12 protein-coding genes are annotated in these 14,887 nt (G+C 72.1%); 9 read left to right on the forward strand and 3 right to left on the reverse strand.

Features of this window, described 5'->3' with window-relative positions; genetic code table 11:
* Nucleotides 1-241: 241 nt before the first annotated feature.
* From EJV46_RS03825 to EJV46_RS03835, 3 genes are read left to right on the forward strand one after another with little or no spacing between them, the layout of a single operon-like run.
* Entirely contained in the window at nucleotides 242-1,348 is a 1,107-nt protein-coding gene (locus EJV46_RS03825) for a beta-propeller fold lactonase family protein (RefSeq protein WP_131547247.1), read from the forward strand.
* 7 nt (nucleotides 1,349-1,355) lie between these two features.
* Nucleotides 1,356-2,123, forward strand: coding sequence for a polysaccharide deacetylase family protein (locus tag EJV46_RS03830; RefSeq protein ID WP_131547248.1), 768 nt, complete (start codon nucleotides 1,356-1,358; stop codon nucleotides 2,121-2,123).
* The gene (locus EJV46_RS03835) at nucleotides 2,120-3,070 is read left to right on the forward strand and encodes a sterol desaturase family protein (protein WP_131547249.1); all 951 of its coding nucleotides are present in this window, start codon (nucleotides 2,120-2,122) and stop codon (nucleotides 3,068-3,070) included. Before EJV46_RS03830 ends, EJV46_RS03835 begins: the two co-directional genes overlap by 4 nt.
* A 9-nt stretch (nucleotides 3,071-3,079) precedes the next feature.
* Here the strand turns inward: EJV46_RS03835 and chrA are convergent, their stop codons facing one another.
* Both chrA and EJV46_RS23165 read right to left on the reverse strand, forming a co-directional pair.
* A complete protein-coding gene (gene chrA, locus EJV46_RS03840) occupies nucleotides 3,080-4,396 on the reverse strand; it encodes a chromate efflux transporter (protein WP_131547250.1) in 1,317 nt (438 codons plus the stop codon).
* Nucleotides 4,393-5,208, reverse strand: a complete 816-nt coding sequence (locus EJV46_RS23165) for a sulfurtransferase/chromate resistance protein (RefSeq protein WP_131547251.1) — start codon at nucleotides 5,206-5,208, stop codon at nucleotides 4,393-4,395. Before EJV46_RS23165 ends, chrA begins: the two co-directional genes overlap by 4 nt.
* 143 nt (nucleotides 5,209-5,351) lie before the next feature.
* Between EJV46_RS23165 and EJV46_RS03850 the strand changes: the two genes are divergently transcribed.
* Both EJV46_RS03850 and EJV46_RS03855 read left to right on the forward strand, forming a co-directional pair.
* On the forward strand, nucleotides 5,352-6,284 hold the full coding sequence (locus EJV46_RS03850) for a LysR substrate-binding domain-containing protein (protein WP_165585325.1): 933 nt from the start codon (nucleotides 5,352-5,354) through the stop codon (nucleotides 6,282-6,284).
* A gap of 81 nt (nucleotides 6,285-6,365) precedes the next feature.
* Nucleotides 6,366-7,991: a thiamine pyrophosphate-binding protein gene (locus tag EJV46_RS03855; protein ID WP_131547253.1), complete on the forward strand. Its 1,626-nt coding sequence runs from the start codon at nucleotides 6,366-6,368 to the stop codon at nucleotides 7,989-7,991.
* 7 nt (nucleotides 7,992-7,998) lie between these two features.
* On the opposite strand, the gene EJV46_RS03860 is transcribed toward EJV46_RS03855, so the two are convergent.
* The gene (locus EJV46_RS03860) at nucleotides 7,999-9,048 is read right to left on the reverse strand and encodes an acyltransferase (RefSeq protein WP_131547254.1); all 1,050 of its coding nucleotides are present in this window, start codon (nucleotides 9,046-9,048) and stop codon (nucleotides 7,999-8,001) included.
* Nucleotides 9,049-9,179: 131 nt separating this feature from the next.
* Here EJV46_RS03860 and EJV46_RS03865 point away from each other — a divergent pair, with 131 nt between their 5' ends.
* The 4 genes from EJV46_RS03865 (at nucleotide 9,180) to EJV46_RS03880 (ending at nucleotide 14,858) form a co-directional block, all read left to right on the forward strand.
* A complete protein-coding gene (locus EJV46_RS03865; RefSeq protein WP_131547255.1) occupies nucleotides 9,180-10,154 on the forward strand; it encodes a zinc-binding dehydrogenase in 975 nt (324 codons plus the stop codon).
* A complete protein-coding gene (locus tag EJV46_RS03870) occupies nucleotides 10,151-12,013 on the forward strand; it encodes an ABC transporter ATP-binding protein (protein WP_240782387.1) in 1,863 nt (620 codons plus the stop codon). The genes EJV46_RS03865 and EJV46_RS03870 overlap by 4 nt, the downstream gene beginning before the upstream one ends.
* A gap of 46 nt (nucleotides 12,014-12,059) precedes the next feature.
* A complete protein-coding gene (locus tag EJV46_RS03875) occupies nucleotides 12,060-13,052 on the forward strand; it encodes an SGNH/GDSL hydrolase family protein (RefSeq protein ID WP_131547256.1) in 993 nt (330 codons plus the stop codon).
* A gap of 258 nt (nucleotides 13,053-13,310) precedes the next feature.
* Nucleotides 13,311-14,858: an OprO/OprP family phosphate-selective porin gene (locus EJV46_RS03880; RefSeq protein ID WP_131547257.1), complete on the forward strand. Its 1,548-nt coding sequence runs from the start codon at nucleotides 13,311-13,313 to the stop codon at nucleotides 14,856-14,858.
* The last annotated feature ends 29 nt before the right edge of the window (nucleotides 14,859-14,887 follow it).

The following is a 14,887-nucleotide window of genomic DNA, read 5'->3' on the forward strand; positions in this document are numbered from 1 at the left end:
GAATTCGAGCCGAAGGAGCGGCGGCACGGCTTCATCGAGCCCCGGGGAGTCCCTGAATTCCGGGACAGCGGGCGGGGCAAGGCGCCCGCCCTTGTCCGCGCGGGCGATCCGGGCCTGCAACTTCATCCATTCTTGCCGGGTTCAAGCCGGGACGGGCGCGCTTCCATGCGGACCGCCTTGAATTCGCCGGAGTTATGCCTTTGATTGCCATCGTCGAATTGTCGTGAAAGCTCCGTCCGCCATGTGGCGCGCCGCCCTGCTGTCCCTTTGCATTGCCGCCGCGCCGGCGCGGGCCGACACGGTCTACGTCCTCAATTCCGGGGACGCCTCCATCTCCGTCGTGGACGTCACCACCTTCACCGAGACCCGCCGCATCCCGCTGCTGCGCGAGGCGCACCACATCGTCCTCTCGCCGGACGGCCGCGACCTCGTCCTGGGCGACAGCGCGGCCAACGAGCTGATCTTCCTCGACCCGCAGACCGGCGAGATCCGCCGGCGGGAGCGCATCAGCAACCCCTATCATCTGGAATACAGCCCCAATGGCCGCTTCCTCGTGGTGGCCTCGCTCCGTCGCGACCACATCGACATCTACGATGCCGCCTCGCTCACGCTGCTCCAACGCTTCCGCCAGCGCGACAAGCCGAGCCACGTGGCCTTCAGCCCGGACAGCCGCTGGTTCTACGTGACCCTCCAGGGCACCGGGCAGGTCGCCGCCGTGGACCTGCTCACGAGTTCCCTGGCCTGGGTGCAGGATGTCGGCCCCGAGCCGGCCGGCATCATCTGGAATCGCGGCAAGCTCGTGATCGGGCTGATGGGCCGCAGGGACTTCGTGACGCTCGACCCCGAGACGCGCGAGGTGCGCGTCGCCTTCCAGGTCGGCCGCGGCGCGCATACGGCCTTCGCGGCGCCCGACGGCAGGACGCTCTGGGCCACCTCGCGCGTGGACAGCCGCATCGCCGAGGTGGACGCCGATACCTACGAGGTCCGCCGCGTCTTCGACATTCCCGGCGGGCCGGACTGCCTGGCCTTCGACCCCGAGGGCCGCATCTTCGCGACCCTGCGCTGGACGGGTCGGATGCTGGCCTTCGATCCGCGCACGGGGGAGAACGCCCAGGTCCGCGTCGGCCGGAGCCCGCATGGGATCTTCGTGATGCCGCAGCGCCAGGGCGTCGGCGCCGATTTCGCCTTTGCCGCCCCTGGCGCGGTCAGCGGCAGCCGGCCCATGGCGCGGCCGGTCGCAGGTGGCGGCGCGGTCGCGGGAGCCGTGGCGCCGGTCGGGGCCGATGCCGCGATACGCGTGAATGCAGGCACGCCCGGTACCCATCCCCCGCGCCCGACCCTGCGCTGAATCCGGCATGCCGACACGCCGCGCCCTCGGCCTCGCCGCGCTGGCGCTGCCGACGGCGGCCGCGGGGCAGCCGGCGAGCCCCCGTCTGGCGCGGGCCTGCGCCGGCACGGTCTACCTGACCATCGACACCGGCTGGGCGCGCGAGGCGGAGACGATCGCGGCCGCCATGGCCCGGCACGGCATCGTCGCGACGCTCTTCGTGGCCCATGAGCCGACCTTTCGCGGCGACCGATCGCTGGACCCCGGCTGGGGCCCGTTCTGGCGGGCGAGGGCGGCGGAAGGCCATGCCTTCGCGAGCCACACCTGGCGGCACTGGTACTTCCGCGGCGATGCGGGCCCGGGCCGGACCTCCTACCTCTCCAACCGGGGCGAGGGGCGGGAGGTGCTGGACGGGCCGGCCCTCTGCGCCGAGCTCGCGCGGCCGGTCGAGGCCCTCCGGGCCCTGGCGCCCCAGGCCCGGATCCTGCCGCTCTGGCGCGCGCCGGGCGGCATCGTGACGCCGGGCGCGCTGCGCATGGCCGAGGCCTGCGGGCTGCGGCACCAGGGCTGGACCGCGCAGGGCTTCCTCGGCGACGAGCTGGATTCCGCGGCCAGCCCCAATGCCGCGCTGCTCCGCCGCAACCTCGCCCGGATCCGCGATGGTGAAGTTCTCGTCATGCATTGGGGCGTGCGCTCGCGCCGCGAGCCCTTCGGCCTTATCTTCGAGGCGCTGGTGACGGGCCTGCTCGACCGGGGCTTCTGCTTCGCCACCCTCCCTGCCCAGGGCAAGACATGACCGACTTCCTCCAGGACCAGTATGACGGCGTGACCAGTTGGCTCTTCGAGGTCCTGCTGCAGCCCGCGATGTACGCGCTCGGGCTGATGAACTGGGCCGACGAGGCCTTCCAGTGGATGGACTTCTTCGTCTTCGGCGTGATCCAGGTGATCGTCGTGGCCGCGGTGTGCCTGCCGCTCGAGCGCTGGCGCCCCGTCGAGCGCTGGGAAAGCCACGGGCTGGTCTGGACCGACGTGCTCTACACCTTGCTGTCGCGGCTCGGGATCCTTCCGCTGCTGGGCTTCATCCTCTTCTACACGGCCTCCTCGCGCATCGAGGGGATGATCGCCGACAGCGGCTTCGTGCCGCCCACGCTGGAAACGCTGCTGCCCTGGCTGCGCGAGGCGCCGCTGGTGGCGCTGGCGCTCTACATCGTCATCCTGGATTTCACGGAATACTGGCGGCACCGCTTCCAGCACATCTTCCCCTGGTGGTGGGCGCTGCACTCCATCCACCATGCCCAGACCCAGATGACCTTCTGGACGGACGACCGGAACCATATCCTCGACGACATCATCGCCGCGGCCTGGTTCGGCATCATCGCGGTGGCGATCGGGGTGCCGCCGGGCCAGTTCCCCATCATCCTGCTCGTGCTGCGGCTGGCGGAGAGCCTGAGCCATGCGAATGTGCGGCTGGACTTCGGCCGGCTCGGCGAGCGGCTGCTGGTCAGCCCGCGCTTCCACCGGCTGCACCACGGCGTGCTCAGCGTGGGCAACCTGGGCAAGAATTATGGGGTGCTGCTGCCGGTCTGGGATTGGATCTTCGGCACGGCGGACTTCCGCCGGGATCATTACCCGCGCACCGGCGACCCCGATGCGCCGGCCACCTATGTGCGTGGCGGCTGGCTGGCGCAGCAGGCGGCGGGGCTGCGGCAGGTGTGGCGGGCGATCACGGCCCGGGGGGCCTGAGGCAGATCGCTAGGGCGCGACGAGCGTCAGCGCCAGCCCGGCCAGGGCCGCAAGTCCCAGGAGAGGCACCACGCCGAGCTTCAGCCGGAACAGGCCGAAGGCCGCCAGCGCGGTCAGGGCCAGGGCCTGCCAATGGACGCTCGCCGGATCGGGCCAGTGCAGGGCGAAGGGCCCGTCCATCATCCGGGCGAAGAGCACCCGCAGCCCGAACCACAAGGCGAGGTTGGCGATGACGCCGACCACCGCCGCCGTCACCCCCGCCAGCGCCCCGCGCAGTCGCTCCACATGGTGCAGCCGCTCGACATAGGGCGCGCCGAGGAAGATCCAGGCGAAGCAGGGCAGGAAGGTCACCCAGAGCGTCAGCGCCGCGCCCGCCAGCGCCGCGAGCCAGCCCCCGCCCTCGCGCAGGCCGCCGAGGAAGCCCACGAATTGCAGCACCAGGATCAGCGGCCCCGGCGTGGTCTCGGCGAGGCCGAGCCCGGCGAGCATCTCGGGCGCGGTGAGCCAGCCGTAGCGCTCCACCGCTTCCTGGGCGACATAGGCCAGCACCGCATAGGCGCCGCCGAAGGTGACGACGGCCATCTTCGAGAAGAGCCAGGCGATGTCGGCGAAGACGCCGCGCGCTGGCATCAGCAGCGCGACCGGCCAGACCCAGAGCGCCAGCGCGACGAGCCCCGCCCGCCGGGCCGCGCCGGACATGGCGGCGATCCGGCCGGGCTCGGCCAGCAGCAGCCGGTCGAGCGCGGAGCCGTGGTCCGCGCCGGCCGTGCCATGCCCGCCATTCGCGAAGACGCCCGGCGCGGCCAGCCCGACCGCCCCGGCGCCGAGCACCACGATCGGGAAGGGTACGCCGAAGACGAAGAGCGCGAGGAAGGCCGCGACCGCCAGCGCCCAGGGCAGGGCGCCCCGCAGCGCCCGCCGCGCCACGCGCAGCAGTGCCTCGATCACCAGCACCAGCACGGCGCATTTCAGCCCGAAGAACAGCGCGGCCACGAGCGGCACGCCGCCGAGCGCGGCATAGACCGCGGAGAGCGCCAGTATCACCACGGCGCCGGGCAGGATGAAGAGCAGCCCCGCCGCCACGCCGCCGCGCACGCCATGCATCAGCCAGCCCAGATAGGTGGCGAGCTGCGTCGCCTCCGGCCCCGGCAGCAGCATGCAGAAGTTGAGCGCGTGCAGGAATCGCGCATCCGAGACCCAGCGGCGGCTGTCCACCACCTCGCGCTGGAGCATGGCGATCTGCGCCGCCGGCCCGCCGAAGGAAAGGCAGCCGATCCGGGCCCAGACGCGCAGCGCCTCGGCGAAGGAGGGGAGGGCGGGGCTCATGCGGTGCGTCCTGCCGGCCAGTTGTGGGTTTCCTGCGCGGCGTCGCGGCACCAGCGGAAGAAGGCGTCGTAGAGCGTCATCCCGGCCTCGAGCTGTGCCAGGTCGTCGCAGTGCAGCCGCGACAGGCCGAGCGAGGCCGCGAGCAGCCCCGCCGCTTCCGGCGCCAGCCCGGGTTCGGCGGTGTCGGCGCCGCGGACGATACGGGCCAGGTGGTCCAGCGCCGGCAGCTCCAGGCCGAACTCCTGGAGCATCGCGTCGAAGGTGCAGAGCGGGCCGCGATGCGACCAGAAGACGCCCTCCACGTCGAAGGGCGTGGCGCCGAAGCGTTCGGCGACGGCCGCGACCTCGGATGGCGCTACGAAGAGGAAGACCGCCTCCGGATCCACGAAGCGGCGGATCAGCCAGGGGCAGGCGATGCGGTCCACCTTGGGCCGCGCCCGCGTGACCCAGAGCGTGCGCCCCTTCGCGTCGCGCGGCGGCATCCGGGCGGGCGAGACCAGCGGCAGGCCCGCCTGCGCCCAGGCCAGGAAGCCGCCGTCCAGCGTCTCGGCCCCGGCGCCGTGATGCCGCAGCCAGGCGGCGGCGCCCTGGCTGAGCTTCTGGCCCTTCTGGCAGATCAGCACGACCGCGCGGCCGCGCCAGGTCGGGGCCCAGTCCGCGATGTCGCCATGGGTGGCGCGGCGGCTGCCGGGAAGCAAGCGCGGGTCGGCCGCCTCGTCCTCCGCGATGCGGAGGTCGATCAGCGCCGGCGCGTCGGGCAACCCGATGCGGCGCGCCAGCTGGGCCGGAGTGATGAGATGGGGTGAGGGCATGATGGGGCATCCATACGAGCAGGATGCGATGCTTGGGCCGAAGCCTCACGGGGCGATCGCGAATGCCCCTTGCGGCGCAGAGTGCTGGGGAGTTTCTTCCACGTCAAGAATCGGGATTGGGTGCCGGGATGAACCTTGCCGGATTGAGCCTTCGCGACCTCGAATACATCGCCGCCGTGGCCGAGCACCTGCATTTCGGCCGGGCCGCGCTGGCCTGCGGCGTCAGCCAGCCGACGCTCTCGGGCCAGCTGCGCAAGCTCGAGGAGTTCCTCGGCGTCGAGATCTTCGAGCGCAGCCCGCGCGGCGTCCTCGTCACGCGGCGCGGCGAGGAGGTGATCGCCCAGACCAAGCGCATCATCGCCGAGGCGCGCCGCCTCTTCGAGGTCGTGCGGATCGGTGCCGAGCCGCTGACCGGCACGCTGCGCCTCGGCGTCATCTCCACCCTCGGTCCCTATCTCGTGCCCTTCCTGCTGAAGCCGCTGCGCGCGCGCTACCCCGACCTCAAGCTGATGCTGCACGAGGGGCATACGCGCGTGCTGGTGCGGCAGTTGGAGGAGGGCGAGCTGGATGCGCTGCTGGCCACCAGCCCCATCGCCGAGGCCGAGCTGACCGAGCTGCCGCTCTTCCGCGAGGAGCTGGCCCTGGCCGTCCCGCGCGACCATCCGCTGGCGCAGGTCGAGGTGGTGAATCCGCAGGACATCCCGATGGCGGAGCTGATCCTCCTCACCGAAGGCCATTGCCTGCGCGAGCAGGCGCTGCAGCTCTGCCCCTCGCGGCTGCGCGAGGGCGCGACGGAGCTCCAGGCCGCGAGCCTGGAGACGATGCGGCAGATGATCGCGGCCGGCTCGGGCGTGTCCTTCATGCCGCAGCTCGCGATCCAGGTGGGCGCGCTGCTGGACGACATGGTGGCCTATCGGCGGATCGCGGGCGGGCAGCACATGCGCGACGTGGCGCTGTTCCACCGGCCGAGCTTCGGGCGCATCCGCGACATCCGGCTGCTGCGGCAGTCGATCGGCGAGATCCTGGCCGAGCAGAGCGCGGTGAAGGTGCACCGGCCGGGGCGCCCGGCCGGCTGACAGGGACCGTCGTTCCGATGGGGCGGGGTCGCATCTTGGTCGCGTCTGCGGCAGGCTGCCCGAAAGGGAGCGATTGAGACCATGCAGCACGAGATCCGCGGCGCCGACCTTCTCTGGGCCGCCCTGAAGCGCGGCGGCGTCACCCGCGTCTTCAGCCTCTCCGGCAACCACATCATGCCGGTTTACGACGCCGCCTTCGGGCAGGGGATCGAGATCGTCCACACCCGGCACGAGGCCGCCGCCCTGCACATGGCCGACGCCTGGGCGCGGCTCACCGGGGAGGTGGGCGTCGCGCTGGTCACGGGCGGGCAGGGGCACACCAATGCCATCGCGGCCCTGCCGACGACGCTGGCCGGCGAGGTGCCCGTCCTTCTCCTCTCCGGCCATGCGCCGCTGAGCGAGCTCGGCCTCGGCGCCTTCCAGGAGACGCCGCAGGTCGAGATGGCGGCGCCGCTCTGCAAGGCGGCCTGGCTGGCGCAATCCGCCGAGGGACTCGCCGCCGACATGGCCCGGGCCTTCCGCATCGCCCGCGCGGGCCGGCCGGGCCCGGTCCATGTCTCGCTGCCGAGCGACGTGCTGGAGGCCAAGACCGCGGCGGCCCTGCCGGAGAAGGCGGAATACCGCCCGGCCGCGATGCCGCTCGCGGCGGAATCGGCCGCCGCGATCCTCGCCGCGATCGCCGGCGCCAAGCGCCCCTTCCTCGCCGCCGGCCCGGCCCTCAACACGCCCGACGGCCGCCGGGCGCGCGCCGCGCTGGAGGCCGCCATCGGCCTGCCGGTGCCGCTGATGGAGAGTCCGCGCGGCCTCGGCGACCCTTCGCTCGGCGCCTTCGCGGAGATGCTGGCCCAGGCGGATCTCGTGGTGCTGCTTGGCAAGCAGCTCGACTTCACGCTGCGCTTCGGCCGCGCGCCCGCCGTCGACGGCAGGGCGCGCTGGATCGTGCTCGATCCCGATCCGAAGGTGCAGGCCCGCGCCGCCGGGCTCCTGGCCGGGCGGATCGCCTTCTCCGCGCTGTCCGCGCCCCTGGAGGCCGTGGCCGCCCTGGCGGCCGGGGCGGCGAGGCATCCGGAAGCGGGATGGTCGGACTCCCTCGCCGAGGCCATCGCGCATCGGCCCGCGGAATGGGGCCCTCTCGCCGGCAGGCCGGGCGGGCCCATCCATCCGGCGACCCTCGGCGCCGCGCTGGCCCGCTTCGTCACGCCGGACACCGTGCTCGTCGCCGATGGCGGCGAGATCGGCCAATGGATGCAGGCCACGATCAGCGCGCCGGAGCGGGTGATGAACGGCATCGCCGGCTCCATCGGCGCGGCCATTCCCTTCGCCCTCGCCGCCCGGGCCGCGCGGCCCGCCGGGCGCATCCTCGCGGTGATGGGCGACGGCACCTTCGGCTTCCACATGGCCGAGTTCGACACGGCCGTCCGCCACGCGCTGCCCTTCGTGCTGGTCGTCGGCAACGACGCGAAATGGAACGCCGAGTACCAGATCCAGAAGCGCGACTACGGCGCCAACCGCACCCATGGCTGCGAGCTCCTGCCGGGCACGCGCTACGACCAGGTGGCGCGGGCGCTGGGCGGGCACGGGGAGTTCGTAGAGCGCGCGGAGGACCTGCCGGCGGCGCTGGAGCGCGCCTTCGCCAGCGGCAAGCCGGCCTGCGTGAATGTCGTGATCGAGGGCAAGCCCGCGCCCAACCTTCGCAGGACGGGCTGACGCGCCCTCAGCCGCCGGCCGGCTGCGGGAGCGCCGCCGGCGCGCGGGTGGCGGTGAGCTGCTTGAGCCAGCGCCCCAGGGGTCGCTCCAGAGCCCAGTAGCCGACGAGCCCCGCCGCGGTGCCGGTGCCGATGCAGGCGAGGGTCAGCAGCAGGGGGTCGGCCGGCATGCCGAGCGCGCGCCAGGCCTGCCCCGTGGCCGCGAGCGCCGTTCCATGGATCAGGTAGATCGCATAGCTGGCATCGCCCAGGGCCACGAGCGTCCGCCATTCCGGCAGCCGGCCCGCCGCTTCGAGCGAGACGAGGGCGGCGACCACCGCCGTCGCCACCAGCCCCGGCAGCAGCGAGTCCCAGGCGCCGCCGAGCAGCGGCGGCATGGTCGCGAGCAGGGGCAGGGCCAGCACCGCCAGCGGCGCCGCCACGGGCACGGGGATCCGCCAGCCCTGGCGGTAGAGACGGCCGAGCACGACGCCCGCCAGGAACAGCAGGATCAGGGGATCGGCGAAGAAGGCCAGCGTCGGGCCGCCATCGACCAGCCGGCCGAGCGCCACCAGACCGAGGAACATGACGCCCAGCACCGCCAGGCTTCGCCTCCCCGCCAGCATGGAGAGCGCGAAGAGCGCGTAGAAGAACATCTCGTAGTTCAGCGTCCAGCCCGGGATGAGCACCGGCTGCATGAGGCCGGTCGCCAGATTGGGCCAGGGCCAGAAGGCGAAGCTCGCGAGAACGTGGCGGGCGTCCAGCACGAAGGACTGCAGCAGGCGCGGCTCGATCGCGTGGATCGCGAGCATCAGCAGCGTCAGCGCATAGTAGAGTGGGGCGATGCGCAGGAAGCGGCGGAGGAGGAAGAGCCGCGGCGTCACCCCGTCGCGCGTCGCCATGACCATGATGAAGCCGCTGATGACGAAGAAGAGGTCCACGCCGCGCGCGAGACCGGCCAGCCACGGCCCCTCGTAGCCGATGCGCTGCAGCTGCACATGGGCGTGATAGGCGACGACCATGAGGGCCGCGACCGCGCGCAGGTGCTGGATCGAATGGAAGTTCCGGATTGCCGCCAAGGCCGTCTCGCGAGAAGCCACCCGAAGATTGCTGCGCCGCAAGGCGGAACGCAACCCATGGGTGAATCCGGCCGGAGGTTCCGCGCCGGCGCGGTTCGGGCCAAGCTGCGCCGCCCATCCGGAGAGACACCATGAAAGCCGCCGTCGTTACCGCCCAGGGCCTGGCCCTCCAGGACGTCCCGATGCCGCGGCCCGGGCCGCAGCAAATCCTCGTCCGCTTGCGCGCGATCGGGCTGAACCGGGCCGATCTCGGCGTCGCGGCGGGGCATGCGCATGGCGCGCAGGGCGGGATCGGCGCCATCCCGGGCCTGGAGGGCGCGGGCGAGATCGTGGAATGCGGCGCCGAGGTGCCGAAGGCGCTGCAGCCCGGCATGCGTGTGATGGGCGGGATGCCCGGCTCCTACGCCGAATACGCGCTGGCCGATTGGGGCCGCGTGAGCCTGGTGCCCGACACCAACATGCCCTGGGAGGTCGCGGCGACGCTGCCCGTCGCGCTGCAGACCATGCATGACGCGGTGGTGACGCATGGGCTCTGCGCGCCGAGCAAGGCGATCATGATCCAGGGCGCCTCCTCCGGCGTCGGGCTGATGGGATTGCAGATCGCGAAGCTCATGGGCGCTTCGGTCGTGGTGGGCTCCTCCACCAATCCGGCCAAGCGCGCGCGGCTCGGGGAATTCGGCGCGACGCTGGCCGTCGACACCAGTGATCCCGCCTGGGTGAAGCAGGTGCTGGACGCGACGGGCGGGCGCGGCGTGGATGCGGTGGTGGACCAGATCAGCGGCCCGCTCGTCTCGCAGACCCTGGCGGCGACGGCGATCCTCGGGCGCATCGTGAATGTCGGCCGGCTGGGCGGCGCCAAGGCGGAGTTCGACTTCGACCTGCATGCGGCGCGGCGCATCAGCTATATCGGCGTCACCTTCCGCACGCGCAGCAATGAGGAGGTGCGCGAGATCGTGCGCCGGATGCGCGCCGACCTCTGGCCGGCGCTGGAGGCGGGCAAGCTGGCGCTGCCCATCGACAAGGTGTTCTCCCTGGACCAGGTGGCCGAGGCGCTGGCGCATATGAAGGCCAACCAGCACTTCGGGAAGATCGCGATGGTGCCGTGAGCAGGACGGCGCCGCCGCCGCCACACGCCCGTTCCCTCAAGGAGCGCGTCGGCGCGCTGCGCAACCTGCGGCCCTTCCTCGCCATGGTCTGGCGCACCAGCCCTGGCCTGACCGCGGCCGCGCTCGCGCTCCGGCTGCTGCGCGCGCTGCTGCCCATCGCGATGCTCTTCGTCGGCAAGCTCATCATCGACGACGTGGTGCTGCTGCTCCGCGCGCCCGAGCGGCCCGAGAGCCTCGTCGCCGCCTGGCATGCCGGGACGCTCGACCGGATCGCCTGGCTGCTCGCCGCCGAATGCGCCCTGGCCGTGGCCGCCGACCTGCTCGGCCGCGTGGTGGCCCTGGTGGACGGGCTGCTCTCCGAGCGCGTGACCACGGCCTCCAGCGTCCGCCTCATGGAGCATGCGGCCGCCCTCGACCTCGAGGATTTCGAGGATGCCGAGTTCCAGGACCAGCTGGAGCGCGCCCGCCGCCAGACCAGCGGCCGCATCACCCTGATGAACCTGCTCTTCGGCCAGGCGCAGGACGCGGTGACGGTGGCGAGCCTCGCCGCCGGCCTGCTGGTCTTCGCGCCCTGGCTGATCCTGCTGCTGGTGCTGGCCCTGGTGCCGGCCTTCCTCGGCGAATCCCATTTCAATGCGCGCGGCTATTCGCTGGAATTCGGCCGCACGCCGGAGCGGCGCGAGCTCGACTACCTGCGCCAGACCGCCGCCAGCGTGGAGACGGCCAAGGAGGTGAAGATCTTCGGCCTCCACGGCTTCCTCATCGAACGCTACCGCCGGCTGTCCACGGAGTTCTACGCGGCCAACCGGGCGCTCGCGCTGCGCCGGGCGGGCTGGGGCGCCGTCTTCACCGCCATCGGCACGGCCGGCTACTACCTCGCCTATGCCTATATCGTCTGGCAGACGGTGGCGGGCGTCTTCTCGGTCGGCGACCTGACCTTCCTCGCGGGCTCCTTCCTGCGGCTGCGCGGGCTGCTGGAGGGGCTGCTCGCCGGCTTCTCGGTGATGGCCGGGCAGGCGCTCTATCTCGACGACCTCTTCTCCTTCTTTGAGACGCGGCCCGCGATCCTCTCGCCGGAGAACCCGGTCCCGCTGCCGTCGCCGATCCGCGAGGGCTTCGTCTTCGAGGATGTCGGCTTCGCCTATCCGGGCGCGGGGCGCTGGGCCGTGCGCCATCTCAGCTTCGCCCTGAAGGCGGGGGAGGTGGTGGCCCTGGTCGGCGAGAACGGCGCGGGCAAGACCACGCTGGTGAAGCTGCTGACCCGCCTCTACGACCCGGACGAGGGCCGAATCCTGCTCGACGGCCGCGACCTGAGCGACTACGACCTCGACGCCCTGCGGGGCAGCATGGGCGTCATCTTCCAGGACTTCGTGCGCTACAACCTCACCGCCGGCGACAATATCGCCGTCGGCCGCATCGAGGCGCGCGGCGATCAGGCCCGCATCGAAGGCGCGGCGGCGCGCAGCCAGGCCGACGAGGTGATCGCCCGGCTGCCGCTGGGCCGCGCGCAGATGATCGGCAAGCGCTTCAAGAACGGCGTCGAGCTCTCGGGCGGGGAGTGGCAGAAGATCGCCATCGCGCGCGCCTATATGCGCCAGGCCGAGGTGCTGGTGCTGGACGAACCGACCGCCGCGCTCGACGCGCGCGCGGAGTTCGAGGTTTTCCGCCGCTTCAAGGAGCTGAGCCGGGGCAAGACGGCGGTGCTGATCTCGCACCGCTTCTCCAGCGTGCGAATGGCCGACCGCATCCTGGTGCTGGCCGACGGCAAGGTGGAGGCCGAGGGCACGCACGAGGCGCTGATGGCCCAGGGCGGCCGCTATGCCGAACTCTTCGAGATGCAGGCGGCGGGGTACAGGTAGAAACCCTGATGCGCGACGCGGCAGTCCGGGCGATACTGGCCCCAGCATGAGAATCGCCGCCCTTCTCGCCGCGCTGTTCCTCCTGGCCTCCCCCGCGGCGGCGCGGGCAGCAGTTCCGGCCGCGTCCTGCCCCGACATCCTCGTGGGCGACAGCCTCGCCGTCGGCATGGGCCCCTATGCGCGGGCCGCGGGATTCGAGGTCATCGCGCGGACGGGCATTGGCCTCTCCTGGCTGCGCGCCCAGAATCCCCGCTGCGCGCGGCGGGTGGTGGTGGTGGTCGGCACCAACGACCTGCGGGGCATCGATCCCTGGTCGGCCGAGGCCTATCCCGAGCGGCTGGCCGCCATCATGGGCCGCTGGCAGGCGCAGCAGATCGTCTGGGCGACGCCCGGCTGCTTCCCCTACGACCAGAGCCTGGAGCGGGGCAGCGCGGCGCTGGACCGCGCGTTGGCGCGCGAGCCGCTGGTGCGGGTGGGCGGCCGGCGCGAGTACATGCGGGTCCATTCCGGGCGGACGGCCCGGTGCGGATACCTCTCGGGCGACGGCATCCACCCGACGGGGGCGGGCTATCGCGCCTGGTGGGCGAGCCTGTCCCAGGCGATCGGCCCCGCGCCGGACGATCGGTACCGCGAGGCACGCGCGGCCCCACCGGCGGCCTCGGCGCGCGCTTCCGTCCGTTCCGTGCCGCAGTTCCGCCAGGCACGCTCCGCGCGGACAACGCGCTCCGTGCAGCAGGCCCAGGCTGTCCGACCGGGCCGTTCCACCCAGGTGGCGCGGCTGAATGCGCCGGTGCGCCCGGGCCAGCAGGCGGGTTCGGCCCGCTTGGCCCAGCAGGCGCGCGTGGCCCGCGCGACCCAGCCGGCGCGCGCGGCCCCTGCGACCCGTTCGGCGCCGAGGCAGGCGCCTCCCGACCGGCAGGTGCGATCCGCCCAGCAGGCTCGGCCCATGCCGCATGCTCGCCCGGGCCACGATGCCCGGCCATTGCGGCTACCGGCTCCGCCGGGCCAGGCGAGCGGGACGCCCATCCGCCGGACCTGAGGCGCGTGATCCGAAAAGCCGGGTCGGATTTCGCAACCGCTGCGGTCGGCCGGGCGTTCGTTCCGCAGCAGCCAGCGACCAAAGCTGCCCGGAACCATCCGGAGGGATGTGACGCCGGGAACTTGTCCTAACCCATTATATTTCTATCGGAAAACGTCATCGGTTTATCACCGGACCAACATCGTTTGGTGGTCATTCCCGAATCCATCCCTCCCTAGTGTCCGGCCCGCATCACGAATGATGTGAGTTGGAGATACCATGACGATAACCGTGCGATTTGGCCGCTCAGCCCTGTTGCTGGCGAGCGTGAGTCTGATGGCGATGGGCGCCGCGCAGCCGGCCCAAGCCCAGGATGCCGGCCGGCTTCAGGCGATCGAGGCACAGATCCGCTCGTTGCAGGGCGAATTGAACCGCATGCGGCGGGAATCCTCGCGTCGCGAGGGCGAGGCGCGCGCGGCGCGCGAGGAAGCCGCCACAGCCCGCGCCGAGGCCAGCGCCGCGCAGCGCAGCGCTGCCCAGGCCGTGGCCGCCGCTCCCGCCGCGGCACCGGCCGAGCCGCCGGTGCGCCTGGCCATGCCGGGTGGCCGGCCGACCTTCACCTCGCCGGACGGCCGCTTCTCCGCCTCCGTCGGCGCGCTGATCCACTTCGACATGGGCGGCTACATCCGGGACGGCCGTGGCAATCCGGACACGCGCGGCGTGCCGAAGATGAACAGCTTCGGCACGAACCTGCGCCGGGCGCGCATCCCGTTCAGCTTCCGCTACGACGACTTCACGCTGAACGTGACGCCGGAATTCGGCGGATCGCCGGATGGAAGCCCATCGCTCTACGAGGCGAACATCAACTGGAACCCGGTGCGGCCGCTGACGATCACGGCCGGCTACTTCAAGCCCTGGCTGACGCTCGGCGATTCCACGAGCTCGAACGCCTTCCTGTTCATGGAGCGCCCGAGCATCGTGGATGTCGGCCGCAGCATCGCGGCGGGCGATTCCCGCGCCTCCTTCGGCGCGCGCTGGGCCGACCGCCGCTGGTTCGCCTCGGCCTATCTGACGGGCGCGGCCTATGGCTCGCAGAGTTCGGCGCTTGCGACCCCGCAGCAGACGGGCGGCGCCTTTCGCGTCGCCGGCCGGCCGATCGCGAGCGAGGACTGGGACATGCACCTGGGCTTCTCGACCTCGATGGCCTTCGACATCGGGCGCACGGCCAACGGCCAGACCATCCAGCTGCGTGACCGGCCCGAGCTGCGGATCGACAACAACCGCCTGATCGACACCGGGGCCATCGCGGCCGACAACGCCTATCAGTGGGGCCCCGAATTCGGCCTGCGCTGGCGCAACTTCATGCTGCAGGGCGAGTACATGCGTATCGGCGTGGACCAGGCCAAGGCCGGCGCCGCGCCGCGGCCCGACCTCGCCTTCGAGGGCGGCTATGTGGAGGCCAGCTGGGTGATGACCGGCGAGCGCCGCAGCTACTCGACCTCGAGCGCCGCCTTCGGCGGCATCCGCCCGGCCCGCCCCTTCAGCTTCCGCGACGGCGGCATGGGCGCCTTCGAGCTGGTCGGCCGCTACTCCGTGATCGACCTGAACGACCACGTGACGCGTGGCCGGTCGGCGAGTTCCACGGGCGGGGTCTTCGGCGGCCGGCAGGAGGTCATCGGGGCCGGCATCAACTGGTATCCGAACAACAACATGCGCTTCATGCTGCAGTGGAACAACGTGAACGTGGATCGGCTGAATGCGTCCGGCACGACGCAGATCGGACAGCGCTTCGACACCGTGGCCATGCGCATGCAGGCCTCGTTCTGAGAACCGCGCCGCAGCCCGGCCTGGCGCCG

This window comes from Roseococcus sp. SYP-B2431 (assembly GCF_004336745.1).
In the GTDB taxonomy this organism is placed as follows: Bacteria; Pseudomonadota; Alphaproteobacteria; order Acetobacterales; family Acetobacteraceae; genus Roseococcus.